The sequence below is a fragment of the Arthrobacter sp. ATA002 genome (genome assembly GCF_026898095.1).
In the GTDB taxonomy this organism is placed as follows: Bacteria; Actinomycetota; Actinomycetes; order Actinomycetales; family Micrococcaceae; genus Arthrobacter_B.
Map to the genome: position 1 here is coordinate 1,468,967 of NZ_CP114015.1, position 23,803 is coordinate 1,492,769.

At 67.6% G+C, this 23,803-nt stretch carries 14 protein-coding genes and 3 pseudogenes; 6 read left to right on the forward strand and 11 right to left on the reverse strand.

The genetic code is table 11. The features are described 5' to 3' along the window. Positions 1–207: 207 nt before the first annotated feature. The 4 genes and pseudogenes from OL239_RS07305 to OL239_RS07320 all read right to left on the reverse strand — a co-directional run bounded on the left by OL239_RS07305 (position 208) and on the right by OL239_RS07320 (position 5,859). Positions 208–1,026: a serine hydrolase domain-containing protein gene (locus OL239_RS07305; RefSeq protein WP_268911303.1), complete on the reverse strand. Its 819-nt coding sequence runs from the start codon at positions 1,024–1,026 to the stop codon at positions 208–210. A 48-nt stretch (positions 1,027–1,074) separates the two neighbouring features. Then, positions 1,075–2,175 (reverse strand): NAD-dependent epimerase/dehydratase family protein, encoded by a 1,101-nt coding sequence (locus OL239_RS07310; protein ID WP_268911304.1) that lies wholly within the window; start codon positions 2,173–2,175, stop codon positions 1,075–1,077. 43 nt (positions 2,176–2,218) lie between these two features. Further along, positions 2,219–4,837 (reverse strand): annotated as a pseudogene (locus OL239_RS07315) (alpha/beta fold hydrolase); the annotation flags it as partial. Next, entirely contained in the window at positions 4,834–5,859 is a 1,026-nt protein-coding gene (locus tag OL239_RS07320; protein WP_268911305.1) for a 3-oxoacyl-ACP synthase III, read from the reverse strand. The pseudogene OL239_RS07315 and the gene OL239_RS07320, both read right to left, overlap by 4 nt. A gap of 216 nt (positions 5,860–6,075) precedes the next feature. Between OL239_RS07320 and OL239_RS07325 the strand changes: the two are divergent. Next, positions 6,076–9,809 (forward strand): annotated as a pseudogene (locus OL239_RS07325) (chromosome segregation SMC family protein). Between the two features lie 265 nt (positions 9,810–10,074). On the opposite strand, the gene OL239_RS07330 reads toward OL239_RS07325, so the two are convergent. Continuing rightward, complete coding sequence (locus tag OL239_RS07330; protein WP_268911306.1) at positions 10,075–10,806, reverse strand: glutamine amidotransferase; 732 nt, start codon at positions 10,804–10,806, stop codon at positions 10,075–10,077. Beyond that, positions 10,803–12,185, reverse strand: coding sequence for an MFS transporter (locus OL239_RS07335; protein ID WP_268911696.1), 1,383 nt, complete (start codon positions 12,183–12,185; stop codon positions 10,803–10,805). Before OL239_RS07335 ends, OL239_RS07330 begins: the two co-directional genes overlap by 4 nt. 101 nt (positions 12,186–12,286) lie before the next feature. Here OL239_RS07335 and ftsY point away from each other — a divergent pair. Further along, a pseudogene (gene ftsY / locus OL239_RS07340) lies at positions 12,287–13,503 on the forward strand (signal recognition particle-docking protein FtsY). 87 nt (positions 13,504–13,590) lie between these two features. Here ftsY and OL239_RS07345 read toward each other — a convergent pair. Continuing rightward, positions 13,591–15,294: a hypothetical protein gene (locus OL239_RS07345; RefSeq protein WP_268911307.1), complete on the reverse strand. Its 1,704-nt coding sequence runs from the start codon at positions 15,292–15,294 to the stop codon at positions 13,591–13,593. Positions 15,295–15,548: 254 nt separating this feature from the next. Here OL239_RS07345 and OL239_RS07350 point away from each other — a divergent pair, with 254 nt between their 5' ends. Beyond that, the gene (locus tag OL239_RS07350) at positions 15,549–16,844 is read left to right on the forward strand and encodes an ammonium transporter (protein WP_268911308.1); all 1,296 of its coding nucleotides are present in this window, start codon (positions 15,549–15,551) and stop codon (positions 16,842–16,844) included. Beyond that, a complete protein-coding gene (locus OL239_RS07355; RefSeq protein WP_268911309.1) occupies positions 16,841–17,179 on the forward strand; it encodes a P-II family nitrogen regulator in 339 nt (112 codons plus the stop codon). Before OL239_RS07350 ends, OL239_RS07355 begins: the two co-directional genes overlap by 4 nt. Positions 17,180–17,363: 184 nt before the next feature. Here the strand turns inward: OL239_RS07355 and OL239_RS07360 are convergent, their stop codons facing one another. From OL239_RS07360 to OL239_RS07375, 4 genes are all read right to left on the reverse strand, one after another. Further along, positions 17,364–18,044 carry a DUF6318 family protein gene (locus OL239_RS07360; protein ID WP_268911310.1) on the reverse strand — a complete coding sequence of 227 codons (681 nt, stop codon included), beginning with the start codon at positions 18,042–18,044 and terminating at the stop codon, positions 17,364–17,366. Positions 18,045–18,223: 179 nt separating this feature from the next. Next, positions 18,224–18,670: a hypothetical protein gene (locus OL239_RS07365; RefSeq protein ID WP_268911311.1), complete on the reverse strand. Its 447-nt coding sequence runs from the start codon at positions 18,668–18,670 to the stop codon at positions 18,224–18,226. A gap of 458 nt (positions 18,671–19,128) precedes the next feature. Beyond that, positions 19,129–19,815, reverse strand: a complete 687-nt coding sequence (locus OL239_RS07370; protein ID WP_268911312.1) for a DUF6318 family protein — start codon at positions 19,813–19,815, stop codon at positions 19,129–19,131. 188 nt (positions 19,816–20,003) lie between these two features. Continuing rightward, complete coding sequence (locus tag OL239_RS07375; RefSeq protein WP_268911313.1) at positions 20,004–21,383, reverse strand: glucose-6-phosphate dehydrogenase; 1,380 nt, start codon at positions 21,381–21,383, stop codon at positions 20,004–20,006. A 157-nt stretch (positions 21,384–21,540) separates the two neighbouring features. Between OL239_RS07375 and ffh the strand changes: the two genes are divergently transcribed. Continuing rightward, positions 21,541–23,124 (forward strand): signal recognition particle protein, encoded by a 1,584-nt coding sequence (ffh, locus tag OL239_RS07380; RefSeq protein ID WP_268911314.1) that lies wholly within the window; start codon positions 21,541–21,543, stop codon positions 23,122–23,124. Positions 23,125–23,232: 108 nt separating this feature from the next. Beyond that, the gene (locus OL239_RS07385) at positions 23,233–23,796 is read left to right on the forward strand and encodes an NUDIX domain-containing protein (RefSeq protein WP_268911315.1); all 564 of its coding nucleotides are present in this window, start codon (positions 23,233–23,235) and stop codon (positions 23,794–23,796) included. Positions 23,797–23,803: the final 7 nt, after the last annotated feature.

A 23,803-nucleotide genomic window follows, 5' to 3' on the forward strand; every position in this document is an offset into this window, starting at 1 on the left:
TGTACAACGGACGTCGGGCTGCCCGGATTAGGCCCGTTATCTGTACAACCGACGTCGGGCTGCCGACGTGTGGCCGGGCGGGTGGTTGCCCTCGTGCGCAGCTCAGGTGACTTCCGGTTGCCCTAACCCGCCATACGTGCACACCTGTTGCCCGGAACACCGCCTCACCAAGCGCTGCAGCGGAGCCACGGAGCCGCGGGCCGGGCGTTAGGAGCGGCGAAGCTCCGCGAGGACGCCGTCGGTGAAGGGCGGCCACACTTCGGCAGCCCAGGGCCCGAAGTCACGGTCCGTCAGGGCGACGGCGGCAGCACCGGCGTCGGGATCGACCCACAGGAAGGTGCCGGACTGGCCGAAGTGCCCGAACGTCCGCGGTGAGCTGTCGCCCCCGGTCCAGTGCGGGGACTTGGAGTTGCGGATCTCGAAGCCCAGTCCCCAGTCGTTTTCCTTCTGCCGGCCAAACCCGGGCAGCACGCCGGACAACCCGGGGAACACCACGGCGGTTGCCTCGGCCAGGCGCCCGGGTGCGGTGAGCACCGGCTGCTGCAGCTCGGCGGCAAAACGGCTGAGATCGGCCACTGTCGACACGGCGCCGGCGGCCGGGGATCCCTCCAAGGCGGTGGCGGTCATGCCCAGGGGAACGAGAACGCCGTCGCGCATGTAGTCGGCCATGGAAATGCCGGTGGCCTCCTCCAGGGTTTCCCCGAGCACTTCGAAGCCGGCATTGGAGTACAGGCGCCGGGTCCCCGGCTCGTAGCGGACGGTGCGTTCACCGAAGTCGTAGCCGGCGCTGTGCGCCAGCAGGTGCCGCACCGTGGAGCCCTCGGGCCCGGCGGGCTGGTCCAGTTCCAGTGCTCCTTCGTCCAGTGCCACCAGCATGCTGTAAGCGGTCAGGAGCTTGGTCACCGAGGCCAGCGGATAACGCCGCTCGATGTCCCCGGAGCTGCCGGCCACGCTGCCGTCGGCCAGAATGACGGCGGCGGAAGCATGCTCGACCGGCCAGTTTTCGATTACCTTGACGCTGTCCATGGAGTTCCTCTGCTGTGAAGCGGTAGTGACGTAAGGGTTGCAGTTCCGTCAGGCCGCGGTGCCGCCGTAGTGGGCGGCGAGCCGCCGCATGCCGTCCTCCACCGTCACCGCCGGCGTCCAGTCCAGCACCTCGCGGGTGCGGCGCTGGTCAAACCAGTGCGACGTGGACAGCTGCTCGGCCAGGAACCGGGTCATCGGCGGCTCGTCCTGCACCAGGCCGCGGGTTCCGGCGGCCAGCCACAGGCGTTCGATGACGGATCCGGCGCCGCGGGCCAGCCCGCCCGGAACACTCCACGCCGGTGCGGCAACGCCGGCGGCGGCGCAGATGCCGGCCAGCAGTTCGCCCACCGGACGGGGCTGCCCGTTGGTCACCACCAGCGCCTGCCCGTGGGCATGGTCCATCCGTTCCAGCCCGCGCACGATGGCCGCCGCGGCGTTGCTGATGTACGTGGTGTCGATCAGGGCCGTTCCGCCGTTGAGCAGCGGCAGCCGGCCGGAGCGGGCGCGGTCAATGACGCGCTCCACCAGCTGGGTGTCGCCGGGCCCCCAGACGATGTGCGGGCGGATGGCTCCAACCCGGAAACCGGGGGAGTCCTCGGCCAGGGCGAGCAGCTCAGCGGCGGCCTTGGACCGGGCGTAAAAACCGCGGGCCCGGTCCGGATCGGCGGTGCCGGCGTCCGCTCCGGCGATCGGCCCGCCGAAATGCGCCACCGACGGCGAGGACACAAAGACGAAGTCCCGGATTCCGGCTGCCTTCGCCGCCTCGAGCAGGGTCCGCGTTCCGATGATGTTGGTGTCCACGAAGTCCTGCCACTCACCGGTGAAGGACACCTTTGCCGCCAGGTGCATGACGGCGTCCATCCCCTCGACAGCACGGGCGACGGCGGCCGGGTCGGAGACGGAACCGGCGACGGCCTCGATGGCAGCAGGCCTCTGCCCGCCGGCAGCAGCCACAGCGGCCACGCCGGCGGCCGCGCCGGCAGCAGCCACGCCTGCAGCGGCAGGCATGACAGGCACGGACGGCATGGGGGTGCGCTGCAGGGTCCGGACCGTGTGGCCCTTCTCCGCCAGCAGCCGCGCGACGGCACCGCCGAGCAGCCCGCTGGCACCGGTCACCAGGACGCGGCGCGGGGCTTCGCCCGAAGTCATTCCCGGCACTCCGGCGGCGGCGCTCATTTGCGTCCCCCGTTCCGGGAACCTTCGCCGGCTGGCCGGCCAGGACCTGTTCGGCCCAGCCCGCCAGTGCGGTGCGGTCGATCTTGGAATTGTGCCGGATGTCCGTGGGCATCGCCGGCAGCACCAGCACGGCGGCCAGGTCGAGCCCGGCAGCGGCGGACACCGCGGTCCGCACGGCGGCGGCCAGCTCCTGCGGGGCGGTTCCGGCTCGGCGGGCCGGTTCCTCCAGTTCCAGCACGGCCGCCGGAACCTGCACTCCGGCCGGACCAATGCCGACGACGGCGGCACGCCCGACGCCGGGCACTGACTCCGCGGCCTGTTCGGCCGCCACCGGGGTGACCACGCCGTCGGGCGTTGTAAGGATGTGTCCGAGCCGGCCTTCGACCCAGAGCCGGCCTTCCTCGTCGAGGTGCCCGACATCGCCGGTGCGGTGCCAGCCGGGCAGCGAGGAACTCTTGGCTTCGGTGATCCAGAGCCGGTCGTAGCGGTCCTTGACGTGCGGGGCGGACACCAGGATTTCACCGGTCACACCGGCGGTGTCCAGCGGTGTGTCGCCGACGCTGCCGTCCGGAGCCAGCGCCGCGATTGCCACGAGGGCACCCGACACCGGAGTGCCGACGCAGACGCCGTTGCCGGCGCCCGCGGCGCGGATCCCGTCCAGGCTGATGTCGGTGACCGGCAGGGCTTCCGTCATGCCGTAGGGGGTGTGCAGCTCAGCGTTGGGCGCCAGCGCCGAGACCCGGGCCAGCAGCGGTTCCGGAATCGGCGCGCCGGCCGAGAGCAGCAGCTCCACCCGGGCCAGGGCCTTGCGCTGGTCCGGATCCAGCTCCCCGGAAGTGGCCAGCACGTTGACCAGGGCTGCCGGCGAGGCGAACACCGTGGTCGCGCCGACGGCGGCTGCCGCGTCGGCCAGGGCCGCCGCGGTCAGGGTGCGCGGGGAGGTGACGTCCATGTCCGGAGTGACCGAGGTGGCGCCCAGTGCCGGGCCCAGCAGGGCAAACGGAGCGAACCCGGCCACCAGGGACGTGCCGGCCTGCAGGTTGTACGTGTTCTTGAGGGCATCGCGCATGGCGGTGAGCTGGCGGTGCGTGTACACCACGCCCTTGGCCGGTCCGGTGGAACCGGAGGTGAAGAGCACGGCGGCGTCGGCGTCGGGCTTCTCCGCCAGCCACGGCACGTCGCGGCCCTCGCCGGCGGCGATCAGCGCGGGCACTGAGTGCTTGACCCCGAGCAGCCGGGCCCTGGCCGGTGACAGCGTTTGCGCGCTGATCTTCACGCCCGGCCAGCCGAAGGCCCGCGCGCCGATCAGTGCCCGTTCAATGCCGATGATGTACTGCGGACCGGCGCCCTTAATGGCACGGCTCAGGCCCTTGGTGCCCAGCCCGGCGTCGGCGACGACGATGACCGCCCCCAGCCGCAGGCAGGCGTAAATCAGCGACGTGAGTTCAATGCCCGGCGGCACGAGCAGGTTCACGCGGTCCCCGGGGCGGACCCCGGCGGCGGACAGCCCGGCGGCGAGCCGGTTGACGCGCTCCGTCAGCTCGGCCCAGGACAGGGTGGCCGGGGCGCTGCCCGCGGGTGCGCCCAGCGGTGCCATGTCGACGACGGCGGGGGAGGTGTCGCCGTCGCGCTCGTCCAGTTCCGCCAGCATGGGCCGGAACAGTGACAGGCCCGCCGCGGCGCGGCCGCGGATCTCGCGGTTCTCGGTGCCCGGCCCCTTCTCCAGCCAGTCGAAGACCGGCGCGGTGATGTCCACGTCCTCGGGCAGCAGATGGCTGGCGCCTTCGAAACGGTGCACGTCGGCGTTGGGCAGCCGGTCCATCAGGTCCCGCAGGTAGCGGTCGGAGAACACCGGGTCCTTCGGTCCCCACAGCATCAGTGCGGGCACGTCCAGGCGCCGGATGCCGTCCGCCACCCGGTTCAGGGTGCGCCAGCTCGGATGCGTGGACTCGGCCGGAATGTCGGCAACGAAGTTCGCGACGCCCTCGCGCCGCGCGGCACTGCGGTAGGGGGCGGCGAACGCGGCCCGCACGTCCCGGGCCAGCGCGGGCTGTGCCAGGGAATGCGTGACGCGGATGAACGCGTCGGTGGTCTGCGTGCCCCAGCCGTGGACGGCGGGGTGCAGGGCCAGCTGCAGCGCCGGCGGCACGTTGAACCCGGCCGGATGCACCGCGGTGTTGGTCAGGATGATGCCGGCGAGCACGCTGCGGTGCTTCAGCGCCCAGCCCAGCGAAATGAGGCCTCCCCAGTCGTGGCCAACCGTCACGACCTTGCCGGTCAGGCCGAGCGCGCCGGTGAGGTCGCCGAGGTCGGTGATGCGGTCCTCCAGCCGGCGGAAGGCGCCGGTGCGGGCGGAAAAGCCCATGTCCAGCTGATCGACGGCCACCACCCGCCATGGCTTGTCGGCCGTGGACCCGGCGGCGATAAGGCTGCGCCAGAGGTAGGACCAGGTGGGGTTGCCGTGCACGCAGAGCAGGGTGCCGGCCGGTTCGACGCCGCGGGCCGCGAGGTCCGCGCCGTTGTCGAGCAGGTGCCACTTGTGAACGGTGCCGGGACGGTCAACAGCCGCGGTCGAGGGCACCTGAACGAGGGAGGACCAGGATTCCGGAACGCCGGGCCACAACTGCTGCGTCACCAGGCGATCTCCATCATCATCGTGTTCAGGCCCGAGCCCACGCCCATGCAGAGCACCCGGTCGCCGGGGTTCAGGGTGCGGGATTCCTGGGCCAGGGTCATCGGCAGCGACGCCGGTCCCACGTTGCCCCAGCGCGGGAAGGTGATGGGCACGCGGTCCCGGACCAGATCCACCGCCTTAATGATGGCGTTGGTGTAGGAATTGGACACCTGGTGGGTGACGTAGCGGTCCATGGAGCGCCAGTTCCAGCCCTTCTCGTGTGCCTCGTCCCAGGCGTTGACCACCAGCTCCAGGCCGCCGTCGAGCAGTCCCTTGGTGTCCGTGTACATGCCGTCCACGCCGCCGACGCACAGCTCGTGGTGCTCGGTGCCGGCCCGGGACACGCCGCCCATGATCCGGTGGGAGCCGGGGTTCTCGTCGGCCCGCCCGATGACGGCGGCTGCGGCGCCGGAGCCCAGGGTCAGGGTGGCAAATTCGCGCAGATAGTCGTCGCGGGTGGAATCGGGGCTGTTCAGGCGCCGGAAGGTGGCTTCCTGCGTGCCCTGGGCATCTTCGCCGGCCACGATCAGGGCGTACTTGATCTGTCCGGATTCGATCATGTTTGCGGCCAGGGTCATGCCGTTGACGAACCCGAGACATGCGTTGGCCAGGTCAAAGTTCAAGGCCGACGAGGGCAGTCCCAGCTGGTGGTGGATTTTCACGGCCACCGAGGGCTCCAGGTTCCGCCGGGTCACCGAGGTGTTGATGAGCAGCCCGATTTCGGAGGGCTCGACCCCCGCCTCGGCGATGGCCTTGGCGCCCGCCTCGATGGCGGCGTCGTCGAAGTCAGTGCCCGGAGACCACCACCGGCGCTCGCTGACGCCGGCCACCCGTTCCAGGAGCCGTTTGGAGAGCCGCAGCCGTTTCAGGGACGGCGCGAGCCGTTCATCGAATTCAGCTGAGGTCATAACCACCGGTGCTTCAACGCTCGTGACGCTGAGAAGGGCCGTGTTTTTATGCTGGAAGTTGAAGTTCCCGGTCAAAATGCCTGCCTTGTCTCCTGCTGAAGTGATCGCGCTGGCTGGCTGAGGGGAGCCTGCATCCACGTCCTGATTCACTTGTTCCTTAGAGAATCCTACGTTCCCGCTGGGACTGAAGGGACGCGCGGGCCGGGATTACGCTCTGCGAGTACTGCAGTTAAGTCTCAGGCACCAAGTAGATTTAAGGAATCACCCGACAGCAGGAAAGATTGGCCCCCCGTGCATTTGAAGACGCTGACCATGCGTGGATTTAAATCCTTCGCATCAGCCACCACGTTCGAGTTCGAACCCGGGGTAACCGCTGTGGTGGGGCCCAACGGGTCCGGCAAGTCCAACGTGGTGGACGCCCTGGCGTGGGTCATGGGGGAACAGGGCGCCAAGACCCTGCGCGGCGGCAAGATGGAGGACGTGATTTTCGCGGGCACCAGCGGCCGGCCGGCGCTGGGCCGCGCCCAGGTGTCCCTGACCATCGACAACGCCGACGGCGCCCTGCCGATCGAATACTCCGAAGTCACCATTTCCCGGACCCTCTTCCGGTCCGGCGGTTCCGAATATGCCATCAATGGTTCCCCCGCCCGGCTGCTGGATATCCAGGAGCTGCTCTCCGATTCGGGTCTTGGCCGGGAGATGCATGTCATAGTCGGGCAGGGCCAGCTGGACCGGATTTTGCACGCCGGAGCCGAGGAGCGCCGGGGCTTCATCGAAGAAGCCGCCGGAATCCTAAGCACCGCCGCCGGCGGGAAAAGACGGTGCGGAAACTCGACGCGATGCAGGCGAACCTGGCCCGCCTGACGGACCTGACGTCTGAGCTGCGCCGCCAGCTCGGTCCGCTGGGCAAACAGGCCGCCGTCGCCCGCCGTGCCCGCACCGTGCAGCAGGACGCCCGCGACGCCCGGGCCCGGCTGCTCGCCGACGACTTGGTGACGCTGACCAGTGCGCTGGCCCGGGACGAGGCCGAGGAAACGGCGCTGCTGGCCCGGCGGGACGCAGCAGCGGCAGTTCTGGCCGGCGCCCGCGCCCGCCAGGATGAGCTGGAGAAACTCGCAGCGGAGGCCACGCCGCGGGTCAATGCGGCCCGGGACGCCTGGTATGCCCTGTCGTCGCTGCGGGAGCGGTACCTGTCCCTGGCGGCCCTGGCCGACGAACGGCAGCGGCTGCTGGGCGCGTCCGAACAGCGTGCGGATTCCGGCTCCGATCCGGAGCGGCTGCAGGCCTCCGCCGAGCGGGTCCGCGCTGAAGCTGCGGCACTGCAGGAAACGATTGAAGACCGGCAAGGGGTGCTGGCGGACGCGGAAGAGCTCCGGGCCGCCGCGGAAGCTGAGGCTGCCGCCGAAGAGCAGCGCCTGGCTGCCGTCCTGCGGGCCGCAGCGGACCGCCGCGAGGGCCTCGCCCGCATCTCCGGTGCGGTGGGCGCCGCCCGCTCCCGGGTGGAAGCGGCCGAGGCGGAGCTGGGCCGGCTGCGCGCTTCCATCACCGAAGGCGAGGAGCGGCGCCGGCAGGCACAGCAGGAATTCACGGCACTCGAGAACTCCGCAGCCGGTGCCGAGGAAAGCGAAGAGGGGCTGGACGCGGAATACGAGGACGCGCTGGCCGAACTCGACGCCGCCGCAGCGGCGCTGGAGGACCTGCGCCGCACCAAACAGCAGGCCGAGCGTGAACGTGAAACGCTGACGGCGCGCCGCGATGCGCTGCGTGTGGGTTTGGACCGGAGGGACGGCTCGGCGCTGCTGCTGGACTCAGGGCTCGACGGCGTCCTGGGGCCGTTCGCCGCGATGCTCACCGTCCGCTCCGGCTGCGAACGAGCAGTGACGGCTGCCCTCGGTGCGGCCGCTGCCGCCGTGGCGGTGACCGGCCCCGGAGCCGCGGTGCGTGTGCTGACCCACCTGCGCGACGCCGAAGGCGGGCAGGTGGACCTGGTGCTGGCCACGGGGGAGGCCGGTGCCGTGGATGGCGCTTCCGGTGGTGCGGGTGGCGCTTCCGGCGGTGCGGGCGCCGTCGAGGGTGCGGGCGCTGACGGCGCGGGTGCCGGTGGTGCCGGCGCTGTCGAGGGTGCCGGCGTGGGGCAGGCGGCGGACAGCCGGCGCGGACCGGCCCCGGCTGACGGGGCCTTCTGGGCCCTCGACGCAGTGCAGGCGCCGGCGGAGCTGCAGCGCACGCTGGAGGAACTGCTGGACGGCGTGGTCATCGTGGAGTCGCTGGCCGCTGCAGCCGACGTCCTTGCCGTCCGGCCGGAGCTGAAGGCCGTGACCGCCGGGGGAGAGGTCCTTTCGGTGTATGCCGGGCACGGCGGGTCCGCCTCGGCACCCGGTCTGCTGGAGCTGCAGGCGGCGGTGGACGAGACTGAAGAACGGATCCGTGCTGCTGCGGCCCGGTCGGAACAGGCCGGTTTTGCCCTGTCCGGCGCCGCGGCGCGCCGCGATGCCGCCCAGGTGCGCACGGATACGGCGCTGGCTGCGCTGCACGACTCCGACGCACGGCTGGCCGCCGTCGCGGAACGGCTCGGCACGCTGGGTTCGGCGCTGCGCTCTGCGGCGGGGGAATCGGACCGCCTGCAGCGGCTGGTCAGTGCGGCCGAGGCCAACCTAGTTCGGGAACAGGAAGCGCTGGCTGAGGCCGAGGCCCGGCTGGCCGCCGCGGACGAAGCGCCGGCGGACGAGGAACCGTCCACCGAACACCGGGAGGCCCTGGCGCTCGCCGCTGCCGCCGCCCGCCGCGCGGAAACCGAGGCACGCCTGGCGCTGCGCAGCGCGGAGGAGCAGCACAAGGCGGTAGCCGGCCGGGCCGCCGGACTCGAACGCGCTGCGGAGACTGAACGCCGGACGCGGGCCGCCGCGGAAGTCCGGGCCCGGCGTCGTGCCCTGCAGGCGGCGAAGGCCGCGGCGGTTGCGGAGGCGGCGCGGGAGGTGCTGCGCTTCCTGGAGGTGTCCCTGGCTTCGGCGGCGTCCGAGCGGGACACCGCCGAAGCCGCGCGCACCGCCCTGGACGCCGAGCTGGGCGCCGTCCGCACCACCGCCGCAGATGCCGCCGCCGAAGTTGCCCGGCTCACCGACTCAGTGCACCGCGACGAACTGGTCCGGGCGCAGCAGCAGCTGCGGATCGAGGCACTGGAAACGCGCGCCGTGGAGGAACTGGGACTAACACCCGATCATCTGGTGGCGGAGTTCGGTCCGGACCAGCCGGTTCCGGTCCCCGCGGAAGCGGAAGCCGGGGCGGGTGATAAGTGGGCGGCGCTGCACGCGCCCGTGGACGACGACGGAAACCCGCTGCTGACCGCGGTGCCCTATGACCGGGCGGTGCAGGAAAAGCGGCTGAAGCAGGCGGAGCGCGACCTCGCCGCGCTGGGCCGGGTGAACCCGCTGGCGCTGGAGGAGTTCGCCGCCCTGGAGGAACGGCACACGTACCTGAGCACCCAGCTGGAGGACCTCAAGGCGACCCGGCGCGACCTGCTGGACATCATCAAGGACGTGGACCGGCAGGTGGAACAGGTGTTCACGGCGGCGTACCGGGACACCGCCGAGCAGTTCGAGCGGGTGTTCGCCACGCTGTTCCCGGGCGGGGAAGGCCGGTTGGTTCTCACCGATCCGGACGACATGCTCACCACCGGAATCGAGATCCAGGCCCGTCCCGCGGGCAAGAAGATCAAACGCCTGTCCCTGCTGTCCGGCGGCGAGCGGTCACTGACCGCCGTGGCCCTGCTCGTGGCGATCTTCAAGGCCCGGCCCTCGCCGTTCTACGTCATGGACGAGGTGGAAGCCGCACTGGACGACACCAACCTGGGACGGCTGATCACGATCTTCGAAGAGCTGAAGGAGTCCAGCCAGCTGATCGTCATCACCCACCAGAAACGGACCATGGAAGTTGCCGATGCGCTGTACGGCGTCACGATGCAGGGCGACGGCGTATCCACGGTCATCAGCCAGCGGCTCAAGAAAGCGTCCGAGCCGGCCGGCTGAGTGTCGGGTTCCTGCGTCCACCCGCCCCGTCGAGTGTCGAGTTCCTGCCGGCTAACTCCGTCGAGTGTAGAGCTCCTGCGGGAATCCTCCGTCGAGTGTAGAGCTCCTGCGGGAATGAACGTTCTGGATCGGTGTGAGCTCGACAATGGATGTGCCTAAGCAACACGATTCCGACATTGGACGTGCCTAAGCAACACGATTCCGACAATGGATGTCCCTAAGCGGCACGATCCCGACAATGGAAGTGCCTATGGGATGCGCCGGATTACCGGGCGTAGCGGAGCACGAAATTGCGCAGGATCAACGGCGGAACACTGACGTCGGCTCCGTGCACCGAGGCGCGGACGGCGTCGGCCTCCTCGGGCGGAAAGTACCCGGCGTGCCGGTAAACGGTGATGCGGGTCAGCAGCCCGGGGACGTCCAGTTCAGGATGGAACTGTGTGGCGTAGAGGTTGTCCTTGATCCGAAACATCTGCACCGGGCAGGTGGCGGAACCGGCCAGGTTCACGGCGTTGGGCGGCAGCACGGAAATGGCTTCTCGGTGGCCCACGAAGGCGCTGAAGGAATCCGGAACCCCTTCAAGCAGCGGATCAAGCCGGCCCTCGCCGGTGAGCTTGATATCCACGGCTCCGATGGCCTCGCCAAACTGCCGGTCCACGATTCCGCCCTGGTGGCGGCCCAGCGTCCCCACCCCGTAGCAGGCGCCCAGGAACGGAAAGTCCCGCTCCACCACCTCGTCGAGCAGTATCCCCAGTTCGCTTTCCACCCGAAGCTGCAGCTCCGACTTCGCGCTGTCCGGATCGCTGGCGTTGAACGGGCTGCCGCTGACGAAAATGCCGCTGTACCGGTCCAGGTCGAGGGCAGGCAGCGGTCCGGCCTCGAGCCGGATGCGGTGCAGCTGCTCAGGCTGCAGGCCTCCGAAACGCAGGAACGCTTCATACTCTTCGGTGGCGGCAGCGTCCTCGGCCCGGGAGGCCAGCAGCAGGAAAGGCTTCATTCTTCGATCGTAGTGCGGGACGGGCCGGACTGCGTATCAGGTGCGGAAGCGGACTTCGGCTGCGGGCGCTGCGAGCCGGAAGCACCGGAAGCACCGGAAGCATCCGGAACACCGGGTGCGTCGGGAGCCCCGGGTGCAGGGGCACCAGCGGCGCCCGGTGCCGGCACGCTAACCTCCGGCTCCAGGGTTTCCCGGGCGCCGATCCAGGCGAAGCACGCCATGATGACGATGGCTCCGGTGACGCCGAAGGCCCAGCCGAAGCCCAGATAGTCGGCCAGCAGGCCGGCCAGGATGGGCCCGACGATGGCTCCGCTGTCGCTGGCCATCTGGAACGTCGCGAGCACCTTGCCGCCGCTGCGGTCGTTGCCCACCACGTCGGCGACGGCGGCCTGCTGCGCCGGATTCAGCAGCCCGGTGCCCATGCCCGCGATCACCGAGACCACCAGGAACATCGGCACGCTGGTGCTGAAGCCGATCGCGGCGGTGGCCAGCGCGTTCACGGCCAGGCCGGTCAAGATGAGAGGACGCCGGCCCCAGCTGTCCGCCAGCCGGCCGGAGAAGGTCAGAACCACGGCGGTGCCCACGGCAAACGCGGTCAGCGAGATGCCGGCGATTTCAGGGCCCGCGGACAGGGCGGCGGCGGCGAACAGCGGCAGCAGGGAGTTGCGCACGCCAAAGGAGGACCACCCGTTGGCGAAGCTCGAGGCCAGCGCTGCCCGGTAGGCGGAATCACCCAGGGCTTCGCGGACGGTGAGCACCGGACGGGGTGCGGGCTTGGTTTCACCCTCGGCCAGCCGGGCGTCCTTGAGCTGGAGGGCGACGACGGCGGCCGCCACGACGAGCGCGCCGGCATACACCAGGAACGGCACGCGCAGCCCGAACCCGGCCATGAGCCCGCCCGCGAGCGGGCCGGCAATGTTGCCCAGCAGGAACGAGGATGCGTAGGCGCTGGAAACACGGCCGCGCACCGCCGGCTTGGCGAGCCGGATGATCAGTGCCATGGCCGAAATGGTGAACATGGTCGAGCCGATGCCGCCCAGTCCCCGGAAGACCAGCAGCTGCCAGTAGCTTTCGGCAAAGGCACACGCTCCGGTGGAGGCGGCGACGATGAGCAAACCGGCGATGTAGACCGGGCGCTCGCCGAACTTTTCCAGGAGGGCTCCGCCGGCCGGCGCAAAGACCAGCCGGGTGAAGGCAAAGGCACTGACGATGACGGAGGACGCGGCGACGCCCACATTGAAGCTCTGGGCGAATTGCGGCAGCACCGGGGCGACGAGGCCGAAGCCCAGGGCGATGACGAAGGCGGCGGCAATAAGGACTTTGATTTCCCGCGGTATCGCGAGACGGGGGCACGGACCATGATGCCTAGATTCTCTCAGACCGGCGCGCCTTCCGGGGATCCCGCCTCCGTCCGGAACGGAGCGCCGCCGCAGGGCCCGCCGGGTGCCCGGAAACACACCGGTGTGACATGCTAAAGAGCGTGAATGAGACTCTTGCGATTGTGATCTATGTGGTCGTCGCCCTTGCGGTCGTTGGTTCCGTGGCAGCTCTGCTGGTCGGACCCGACGCACTCCCAAGGGCATGTACCCCACCACCCGTGACGCCAATGATCCGGTGACCGGAGCAGGCGCGCATGCCGCCGGCACCGATGTCCTGGATGCGCCGCCCGCGGGCACCCCGCCGCCGGCGGACACCGACGTCGTCATTCCCGATGACCTGCGTGGCCTGGAGGAAGCGGCTCCCGCTCCCGAGGCTCCGACGGTGGAGACTCCGGAACCGGTGCAGGGCCGGCTGGCCCGGCTGCGCGCGCGGCTGTCCAAGTCCAACAATGCCCTGGGCAAGGCGCTGCTGGCGCTGCTGTCCAGCGACAAGATTGACGAGGATGTCTGGGACGAGATCGAGGAAACGCTGCTGCTGGCGGACCTCGGCACCGAACCGACGATGGAACTGGTGGATGCCCTGCGCGAGCGGGTCAAGATTTCCGGCAGCCGCGACCCGCAGGAAGTCCATCAGATGCTCCGCGAGGAGCTGATCAAGCTCGTGGATCCGACCATGGACCGTTCCCTGGCCGTCACCCGGCACGCGGACAAGCCGGCCGTCGTGATGGTGGTGGGCGTGAACGGCGTCGGCAAGACCACCACGGTGGGCAAGCTCGCCCGCGTGCTGGTGGCTGAGGACAAGGACGTGGTGCTGGGCGCCGCTGACACCTTCCGCGCGGCCGCCGCTGAGCAGCTGGCCACCTGGGGACAGCGCGTGGGCGTGCCCACCGTGCGCTCCGACGTCGACGGCGCCGACCCTGCGTCCGTTGCCTTCGAAGCCGTGAAAGCCGGAATCGACGGCGAGGTGGACGTGGTCCTGGTCGACACTGCCGGGCGCCTGCAGAACAAGGTGGGCCTGATGGACGAGCTGGGCAAGGTCAAGCGCGTCATCGAAAAGCAGGCCGAGGTCGATGAGGTCCTGCTGGTCCTGGACGCCACCACCGGCCAGAACGGCCTGATGCAGGCGAAGGTCTTCTCCGAGGTCGTCAACATCACCGGCATTGTGCTGACCAAGCTGGACGGCACCGCCAAGGGTGGCATCGTCGTCGCGATCCAGCGCACGCTGGGCGTGCCGGTGAAGCTCGTCGGGCTGGGCGAGGGCGCCGATGACCTGGCACCGTTCGAAGCCGAGAGCTTCGTGGACGCACTGCTGGGCTAAGCCGCGCCACCCGCGCAAGGGGCTCCGCACTTCCTTCGGAAGTGCGGAGCCCCTTGGTGGAACGGAGTTCGGCGGAAAGTGCGGCGGTTAGAACGTGAAGTTCAGGACCGTCACCGTTCCGGCGGTCAGCGCGAAGGTCTGCGTGCTGGAGCCGTATTCAAAGCCCGGCACGGTCAGCCGCTCGGCGGCCGGAGTGCCCTCGGCGGGGGCGCCGTCGATCAGCGTGCCGTCCTCCGCACTGTAGGAGGTACCCGTCATCTGGGACATGGTGCCGGTCAGGGCCTTGCCCGGAAGTTCAAGGGTGACGGCCGCCTGGGCATCGGTCTCGGGATTGTTGTTGTTCACCACGACCACGCTGACGCTGCCGTCGGCGTGCCGCACGGCGTACGGGTACGCGAGGCCGCCGCCGGCGGTGTCCAGTTTGAGGAATTCACCGGCCGGCATTTCGGCGACCATGGACAGGCCGTAGTAGTTGGCCCGTTCATCCACTGCTCCGTTGGGCTGCAGGTAGGCGCCGCCGGTGCAGATGGCGGACATGGGCGGACCGCCCGTGCAGGTGATCAGCGAGCTGTGGAACGAGACCCGGGAAATGCCCATCTGTGCGGCACTCAGGGCGTAGTCGGCACTCCAGATGGCCGAGGCGTGGGTCTTGGTGGTTTCGTTGGATCCGGGGCAGGCGGAGATGCCGGTCTCCGGGATCCAGGTCTCCAGGCCGGCCTGCCTTGCCGGCTCCATGGCTGCGGCGCGGAAATTGTTGGCGTGGTCGTGCAGGTGCCGGGTGGTCAGGTTGGCCATGATGGGCTCACCCAGCGGATCGGACCCTTCACAGGAGGACAACGGGTAGTGGTGGAAGGAGAGGATCTTCTTCTGCGGCAGTTCCACCTCGGCGAACGGACCCCACCAGGTCTGCTCGTACGTTCCCGGGCCCACGATGGGGACTTCGGGGGCCACGGCGTGCATTGCTGCGGCGTAGGCCTGCAGTTCGGTCAGGTAGTCCTCAATGCCGTAGCCGGAGTCCCGCAGCCCGGTCTTGGCGAAGCCGTTGGGCTCATTGCCCACGGTGATGCCGACCAGGCGCTCGCCGAAGGCCGCAGCCGCGTATTTGGTCATGTCGGCGGCGCGGGCCGGATCATAGTTGCCCAGATCCACGGTCAGGGCGATCTGCCCGTCGACGGCTTCCAGGAGGGTGTTGACCCGTTCCAGGTCCGCCGGAGTTACAGCGCGCACCGGGTGCGCCTTGTCACCGGAGAGGTTTCCGGGAATGGCCTCACCGGCGGAGGTCCAGAAGAAGCGCCGGTCCACGGCGTTGCCGCCGAAGCGCAGCAGGGGCCGGCCGAGTCCGGAAATGGACTGGACCATTTCCGGATTGTCGCCGGACAGGGAGGGATCGGCCAGGTCGGTGGCTTCCAGGGAGAGCCCGATCAGCCCGTCGGGCAGTGCGGTGCCGGTGGTTTCCGCGGCCACAGTGATGCTCAGCGGCTCCACGGGATTCTGCGGTGATCCGGCCGGCGGCCCGGTCTGGTCGTAGTAGGTGACTGCCGGCGCCGGGGGCAGCGTGGGTGTCGGCGTCACTGTGAAGGGAGTTCCGGTGGGGGAGGGTGCAGCGGCGGGGGCGGGTGCGTCGTCGTTCATCACCATGGGTGCGACGACGGCGCCGGCGGCCAGCACGGCTACAAGAGCTGTCCCGGAGATGATCCACGTTTTCTTCTTGTTCTTGCCTGGGGTCTTGTTCTTGCCGTCGTCGGCGGCCGGGGAATCCGGGCCGCCCGATGGCGGAAACTGCTCGGGCATAAAGGTTGTACCTCCGGTTGTGAGACTTAGGGACCATCCTAGCCGCGGGCACGGACACCATACGCCCCGCCGTCACCCCTGCACTTCGCTGGCCGCCGTCCGCCGAAACGCTGTGGAAACATCGCCGACGCGGAGTTTTTACATCAACGGCGGGTTTGTAATGTCCCGGCAATCAGCCCGGGCGAAGACCGAAATCTTGCCCCGGCAAAGTTCATGGTGCGGGAAGGGCCCGCGGTACGTGAAGGGACGTGGAGATGGATCTGTCAGCAGGTCACGTCTGGGTGATGATTTCGGCGGCACTGGTGCTGCTCATGACGCCCGGAGTGGCATTCTTTTACGGCGGGATGACCCGCGCCAAGGCCGCACTGAACATGATGATGATGAGCTTTGTCTCCATCGGACTGGTGGGGGTTGTCTGGGTGCTGTGGGGTTTCTCCATGACCGGGGGCGACGGCGTGGGCGGGCTGTTCGGCAACCCCTTCACTTCCTTTGGACTTGAGTCCCTGATCGGCACCGAAGACCTCATCAGCGCCGGCTTCGGCGCCACCTTCGCCATCATCACGGTGGCCCTGATCAGCGGCGCGATTGCGGACCGCGCCAAGTTCAGCGCCTGGGCCGTCTTCGTTCCGGTCTGGGTGACCCTGGTGTACTGCCCGCTGGCCTTCATGGTCTGGGGCGGCGGACTGCTTGGTGAAGAGGGAGCCATCGGCTCGGTGGTCGGGGAGGCCATCGACTTTGCCGGCGGCACCGTGGTTCACATCAACGCCGGTGTGGCAGCCCTGGTCCTGGCCCTGATCATCGGCAAGCGCAAGGGCTTCGGCAAGGACCCGAGCCAGCGCCCCCACAACATTCCCTTCGTGATGCTGGGCGCCACCCTGCTCTGGTTCGGCTGGTTCGGTTTCAACGGCGGCGCCGCCGGCACCGCCGAGGAAGCTGGCCTGATCTGGGTCAACACCATGGCCGCTCCGGCCGCTGCCATGGTCGGCTGGCTGCTGATCGAACGGATCCGGGACGGACGCCCGACGTCGCTCGGCGCCGCATCCGGAATTGTTGCCGGCCTGGTGGCCATCACCCCGGCCTGTGCCAGCGTGAGCCCGCTCGGCGCCGTCGGCCTCGGCCTGGTGGCCGGAGTCCTCTCCGCGCTCGCCGTCGGCCTGAAGTACAAGCTCGGCTATGACGACTCGCTCGACGTCGTCGGCGTACACCTGGTGGCCGGCATCGTCGGCACCCTGGCACTGGGCTTCATTGCCCTGCCGGTCGAGGGTGAAGGCGGCGGCCTGTTCTACGGCGGCGGCTTCGCGCAGCTCGGTGCACAGCTGGTTGCCATGGTCGTCGCGATCGTCTTCTCCGCGGTCCTGACCCTGGTGATCGGCCTGGCCATCCACAAGACCATCGGCTTCCGGGTGTCCGAGGAGCAGGAAGTCAACGGCGTGGACCTCAGCGAACACGCAGAAACGGCTTACGAATTCGGCGGCCTGGGTGTGGGCGGTTCCTTCCGGCCCACGCACGAGACCGTCCGCACCGCCACGAAGGAGAGCATCAACTCATGAAACTCGTAACGGCCATTGTCCGGCCCGAAAAGCTCGACGCCGTCCGCGGCTCCCTGGAAACCTACGGCGTGCAGGGCCTGACCGTCAGCCAGGCCAACGGTTACGGGCGCCAGCGCGGCCACACCGAGGTCTACCGCGGCGCCGAATACACCGTGGACCTGCTGCCGAAGATCCGCATCGAGGTCCTGGTGGCCAACGAATGGCTCAACGACATTGTGGACGTGCTGGTCTCCACCGCCAACACCGGCCGCGCCGGCGACGGCAAGGTCTGGGTGGTCAACGTGGAGGAAGCTCTCCGGGTCCGCACCGGCGAACGCGGGGACTCCGCCCTGTAGGCGCCGGCAGGCGCGCGGGTTTCGCGGACGGGGCCTTCCTTCCAACGTCCGCTCCTGATTACGACATGAAGACCTCTTGGGTTCGGCGGCGCAGCTGCCGCCGCCCGAGGGGTCTTCTTGTATGGGTGCAGGCCGCGGCCCGGTCGGGTTGCGCGGGCGGGATCCCTTTCTCCGATACATGCCGTCACATGTTCTCAACCAGGTTCACTACCCAGTGATCCGAGACGTAGGTCGCCTCCATTATTTGGGCTGTGGTTGTCTTGTCAATTGGAGCCTCAAAAAACACTTTGCCGTTCGGGCCTCGGTTGGCAACCGCATCTTGTCTAATTGAGAGCAATAGCTGATAGCGTCCCTCGGGAGTTTTTACAAACTGGGTTCCAGAAGAGTTGATATTGATTTTCCCGCCATGGATCCAGTCATCATTGATATATCCTTCTTCTAGATCCGTATAGAATATTTCGCACCGTGCACAGTCCGGTGCACTTATTTCCCATACCGGATCTGAGTCTCCGGTTTCGAACCCGTAATTCACTAAGCTAAACCAGTAGTCGCCGAAGGCCACCAACCCTTCTTTAGACTCTTCTTTCGCAATGTCCGGCATCACCGGCAGCGGCACATTCTCGGCTGGGCCCTCAGCGGTCGCCGGCTTGTACGCGGCCGCCGGGGTTGGCGTTGCAGAGGGCGCAGCGCTTTCGGTTGGGCCCGAGCTTTCACTGGCAGACGGGCTACTCGAGGCGATTCCGGCAGCACCGGCGTTGGGCTCCCCGCCGGATTCGGAACATCCGCCCAGCACCAAAACGGCAGCCAGTCCAAGCGCTCCGAAGCGGCTTGTAGGAACAACGGAACGGGCGGAAGTACGGATCATCGAATTACCCCCGGGAAAAATGGTGCGGGACTGGACGTGATGCCAATGCTAAGGTGCTGGGTCAAGGCGCACAGCGTTTTCCACAAGTCGCCAGGGTGGAAGGTAATCGTCGTCTCACCCTGATGGTTGCCATTTTCGGGGCGCCATCTCAGTCGCATCGCCAGCTGAGAACTGCGGGATCAGCAGCCGTAGCCAGCGGGGTTCACCAGACAATCGTCGGCGACGCTGCGGGATTCGGATTTCCAGACACTTACAGGTTGGGCGGGCGTATCGAATATACCGCGACCATCAATTGATATGTCGGGACCGCCATTCATTGAATAAACTGCCGTGAAGTAGACCGTGGCGTACATTTCGAAGTCACCGGTTGAAGTGTAGACATGGCTTGTCGCGGTTGGTTGTCCCACGCCGGACTCAGGCAAGGGTGAACCCGGATCGAAGGATAGGTCGCTGCTGGTCCCGTCGCCGTAGTGAAGGACATACTCTGTTGGCGTCGCAGTAATCTTGATATCTTGACCCAGAATCTCAGTGCTGATTACTTGTATCTGCGAATCAACGTAGACGTTGGTCTCGGCACCAATCATCGTGTAGGGCCCGGGCTGGGCTCGCACTTCGCCGGCGGTCACCGGATGTTCCTGGAATTCTGAAAGGAGGCGTGCGGTAACTTCTTCTAAAAGTTCTTCGGGATTCTCCGAGTATACGCAAGTAGGACCATTGTCCGGGAAGTTTTGCCACTCGGGAGGACTTACTCTCAACGCTCGTTTCCAGAGAACATATTGGCCGCTAGGCCCTTCGACACAAGGATTTGCGTCTAGACATAGAACATCTCCGACGTCACCCCTAAAACACACGGGCTCATACGAATAGATGTATCCGTCATTGCCCAAGGTTGGCAGGTCGCTCCAAACATCCGTTCCCGGTGCTCTACTCCAGCCCCCGATCCCGATCTCTTTCTCTTTCCATTCCCCCCAATCTTCCCCGGCACCGATAGCATGGGGGCCGGTAAGATTGAATATGCTACAAACAAACGTGGTGACTAGAATTGAGCCCAAAACTCTCCTGGTAGGCGGCCGCATTTTCGCTCTCACATGTTTTCAACTAAGTTCACTACCCAGTGGCCTGAATCATATGTAGCCTCCATGATCTGTGCCGTTGATGCTTCATCAGCAGGGCCCTGCCCATAGACTTTGCCGTTCGGTCCGCGATTTGCACCTGCTTCTTGAATAACAGATAGGAGCAGTTGATAGCGCCCTTCAGGTGTTTTTACGAACTCGGTACCGCTTGAGAGAACGGTAAGTTTTCCTCCCTGGATCCAATCGTCGTTGACGTAACCTTCTTCTAGATCTGCGTAGAACGATTGGCAGATTGAACACTCCGGTGCGCTTATTTCCCTCACCGGGGCTGCGTCTCCAGTTTCGTATCCGTAGTTGATCAAGCTGAACCAGTAGTCCCCGAAAGCCTCCAGACCTTCCTTCGACTCTTCCTTCGCAATTTCAGGCATAACCGGCAGAGGCACATTCTCGGCCGGGCCCTCAGCGGTCGCCGGCTTGTAAGCGGCGGTCGGAGTCGGCGATGCAGATGCAGAGGGCGAAGCGCTTTCGGTCGGGCCGGAGCTTTCCGTGGCTGACGGACTGCTTGAGCCATTCTCGGCGGCCTCGGCGTTGGGGTCGCCGCCGGATCCGGAACATCCGCCCAACACCAAAACGGCAGCCAGTCCAAGCGCGCCGAACCGGCTGACAGGAACAACGGAACGGGCGGAAGTGCGGATCATCGAATTACCCCGGAAAAATGGTGCGGGACTGGATGTGAGGCCAATGCTACGAGTTGGTCCGCAACGTATCGGAGTTATCCACAGCACACCAGAGGAAATTCGAAAGCGGGCTTATTAGACGGCAGCAGGTGCCACCTGACCGGCCGCAGTCAGCAGCTCGGCGGCCGGCCAGGAAGCTAGATACTCCACTAAAGATTCGTACGGCTCGATTCCCACTCCGCCGGGCCCATGCTTCCGGCCGGATACGTTTCCAGGGCCACCTCGCCGTCGGCCCACGCCTTCAGTACCGGGTCCACGATCCGCCAGCACTCCTCCGCGATGTCCGCACGCACGGAAACGAGGGGGTCACCCGAAAGGATTCCGTCGAGCACTTCGCCGTACGGAGTCATCGCCGATTTGTGCATGGGCGCACTGAGTCCGGTCCGCTCAAGCGTGAAGACGTTCTTCGGACCGTTGACGTTGAGCTCCAGTTCCAGGCGGGCTGGGGCGAACGATATCCGCAGCCGCGACGCTTCGCCCGCTGAACCGGTGAATCCGCCGGGCAGGTGATTGACCGGCTTGAAGGTGATGACGGCTTCCTGCCGGGTTTTGCCCAGGGCCTTGCCCGAGCGCAGGATGAACGGCACCCCAGCCCAGCGGTCGTTCTCAATCCGGATTTCCACCTCAGCGAGCGTTTCGGTTTCCCGGTCCGGATCCACGCCGGGGGAGTCTACATAGGCCTCAACCTCTTCGCCGTCAATCTCTCCCGCAGTCCAGCGGGCACGGCGGGTACTGCGTTCATAGTCCTCCGGCACCCGGGAGGCCCGTAGCGTGGCGGCGATCTGGTCGCGCACATCCCGCTCGCCAAGGGTCGCCGGGGGACCCATCGCGATGACCGCCATGGTGTGCAGCAGGTGGCTTTGGATCATGTCGCGCAGGGCGCCGGCGCCGTCGTAGTATTTCGCCCGGTCCTCCAGCCCAAGCTCCTCGTCAAAGAGAATCTCGACGCGTTCGACATGCAGGTTGTTCCACACCGGCTCCAGAATGCGGTTGGTGAACCGCAGCCCCAGGACGTTCATGACCGTGGCCATGCCCAGGAAGTGGTCAACCCGGTAAATGTGGCTCTCCGGCAGCAGATCCGCCAGCATCCGGTTCAGTTCTCGCGCCGACGCCTCGTCGCTGGCGAACGGCTTTTCGAGCACCAGACGGGTGTTTTCGGGCAGGTCTCCCGGCTTCAGCGCGGCCACGGTGGACTGTGTCACTTCCGGCGGCAGCGCGAAGTACACGGCCAGCGGTGCATCCAGGCTGCCCATGTCCCGCACCAGCCGTTCCGGGTCCTTGAGGTCCACCTGCAGGTAGCTGCCGTTCCGGACGGCGGCGTCGAGCGCCTCCCGCCCGTCGTCGCCGGCCTCGCCGCGGGCAGCGGCAAAGGCCTCCGTCAGCAGGTCCTGCCAGGTGCCGTCGTTCCAGTCCCGGGAGCCGGATCCGACGACGCGCAGCTCAGCCGGCGCGCGGCCGCTGCCGATCAGCTGGCCCAGCCCGGGCAGCAGCAGGCGCTTGGCGAGGTCGCCGGTGCCGCCAAGAATCAAGGGTGCGAAGTGGGGAGGAATCAGTCATGGTTACAGCCTGCCATCAGCCGCGCGGAACTGCTAAGAGTTTTGCGGCGATTACCCAAGGCGCCTTGGTACCCTTAATAGCTGGGCCTGCCAAACATGGCGAAGAACTGACGAAAGAAGTGCGCGGCACGTGTTCAATTCACTGTCTGACCGGTTGACTACAACCTTCAAGAACCTTCGCGGCAAGGGCAAACTGACCGAAGCCGACGTCGACGCCACAGTCCGCGAGATCCGCCGCGCCCTGCTCGACGCCGACGTCGCGGTGCCCGTGGTCCGCGCCTTCACCGCCTCCGTGAAGGAACGCGCCCTGGGCCTGGAGGTCTCGCAGGCGCTGAACCCGGGCCAGCAGGTCGTCAAGATCGTCAACGAAGAGCTCAAGGCGATCCTCGGCGGCGAAACCCGCCGGCTGCGCCTGGCGAAGAACCCGCCCACCGTCATCATGCTCGCGGGCCTACAGGGTGCCGGTAAGACCACCCTCGCCGGCAAGCTGTCCAAGCACCTGAAGTCCCAGGGCCACAGCCCGCTGCTGGTCGCCGCCGACCTGCAGCGCCCCAACGCCGTCCGCCAGCTGCAGGTTAACGGTGAGCGCGCCGGCGTTCCCGTCTACGCTCCGCATCCGGGCGTGTCCTCGGAATTCGAGGCAGCCACCGGCGATCCGGTCGCCGTCGCGCGCCAGGGCATCGAGGAAGCCCGCACCAAGCTGTACGACGTCGTCATCGTGGACACCGCCGGCCGCCTGGGCGTGGACGCTGAACTGATGCAGCAGGCAGCGGATATCCGCGCGGCCATCAACCCGGACGAGGTCCTCTTCGTCATTGACGCCATGATCGGCCAGGACGCCGTCAACACGGCGCAGGCCTTCAACGAGGGCGTCAACTTTACCGGTGTGGTGCTGACCAAGCTCGACGGCGACGCCCGCGGCGGTGCCGCGCTGTCCGTCGCGTCGGTGACGGGCAAGCCGATCATGTTCGCCTCCACCGGCGAGGCCCTGACGGACTTCGAGATCTTCCACCCGGACCGCATGGCCAGCCGCATCCTGGACCTCGGCGACGTCCTGACGCTCATTGAGCAGGCCGAGCAGAACTGGGACAAGGACGAAGCGTCCCGGATGGCGAAGAAGTTCGCCGACCAGGAAGACTTCACCCTCGACGACTTCCTGCAGCAGATGCAGCAGCTGCGCAAAATGGGTTCGATGAAGAAGATGCTCATGATGATGCCCGGCGCCGCCGGCATGCGTGAGCAGCTGGAGAACTTCGACGAACGCGAGATTGACCGGGTCGAGGCCATCGTTCGGTCCATGACCCCGCACGAGCGGGTGGCTCCGAAGATCATCAACGGCTCCCGCCGCGCGCGCATCGCCCGCGGTTCCGGCGTGCACGTGTCCGAGGTCAACGGCCTGCTGGAGCGTTTTGTGCAGGCCCAGAAGATGATGAAGAAGATGGCTGCCGGCGGCGGCATGCCGGGGATGCCGGGCATGGCCGGACCCGGCGGCTTCAGCGGCTCCCGCAAGAAGCAGCAGGCCGCCAAGGGTAAGAAGAAGGCCAAGTCGGGCAACCCCGCCAAGGCAGCACAGGAACGGGCCGAAGCGGAGGCCCGCCGCGCCGGAGCCCGCAAGGCACTTCCGACGGGCAGCGCCTTCGGCGGCCAGGACACCGACTTCGATCCGTCCTCCCTGAATCTGCCCAAGGGCTTCGAGAAGTTCCTGGGCAAGTAAGGAACTACGCCAGGCACCGCCGGACCCTCCGTCCGGCGGTGCCTGGTCAGAGCGGATTCAGCCGGATCCGCCCGGTCCGCCGGCGGGTCAACCCAGGAAGAGGCCAGTGTGGCAGCACAGGGACTGAGCGGCTTTTACGGGTCGGTGTTCAAGCGCAGCACCGCTGCCTACGCGCTGATCCGCACCGTGGACGGGCGCATTCTGATGATGCGCGCCGGCTCGGGCGGCTGGGTGCTTCCCGGCGGCGTGGTGAAGGGCGGGGAGGACCCCCGCTCGGCTGCGCAGCGCGGTGCGGGCGAGGCGCTGGGAGCCGGGTTCGACGTCGGGCGCGTGCTGGTGCTGGACTATGTCCAGGGCGGGGACCGGCAGGGCGGCGCGCAGGGGGACTCCATCGTTTTTGTGTTCGACGGCGGCACGCTGGCCACATCGGTGACCGGCTTCAGCGGAGCCGGAGGTGAGCGTGAAGCCCGCTTTGTGGCCCTGGGGGAGGGTACCGAGGTCTTCGGTGCGGCGACGGCCGGCCTGCTGGCCGCCGCGGTGGAAGCCCAGGAGCTGGGAACTGTGACGGAACTGGTCGACGGCAGGCCGGCCCGGGGCGAGCATGTCCTGGCGCCGCCGCCGCGCCGGATGATGCCGCCGGTGGACGGCTTTTCCGGAATTCTTGGACGTTAGGAGTCCC

Excerpts from the sequence above, each read along its gene's own strand:
- OL239_RS07310 (WP_268911304.1), bottom strand. The coding sequence starts at position 2,175 with ATGACTTCGGGCGAAGCCCCGCGCCGCGTCCTGGTGACCGGTGCCAGC.
- OL239_RS07345 (WP_268911307.1), bottom strand. The coding sequence starts at position 15,294 with ATGCCCGAGCAGTTTCCGCCATCGGGCGGCCCGGATTCCCCGGCCGCC.
- OL239_RS07370 (WP_268911312.1), bottom strand. The coding sequence starts at position 19,815 with ATGATCCGCACTTCCGCCCGTTCCGTTGTTCCTGTCAGCCGGTTCGGC.
- OL239_RS07355 (WP_268911309.1), top strand. The coding sequence starts at position 16,841 with ATGAAACTCGTAACGGCCATTGTCCGGCCCGAAAAGCTCGACGCCGTC.
- OL239_RS07305 (WP_268911303.1), bottom strand. The coding sequence starts at position 1,026 with ATGGACAGCGTCAAGGTAATCGAAAACTGGCCGGTCGAGCATGCTTCC.
- OL239_RS07330 (WP_268911306.1), bottom strand. The coding sequence starts at position 10,806 with ATGAAGCCTTTCCTGCTGCTGGCCTCCCGGGCCGAGGACGCTGCCGCC.
- OL239_RS07360 (WP_268911310.1), bottom strand. The coding sequence starts at position 18,044 with ATGATCCGTACTTCCGCCCGTTCCGTTGTTCCTACAAGCCGCTTCGGA.
- OL239_RS07350 (WP_268911308.1), top strand. The coding sequence starts at position 15,549 with ATGGATCTGTCAGCAGGTCACGTCTGGGTGATGATTTCGGCGGCACTG.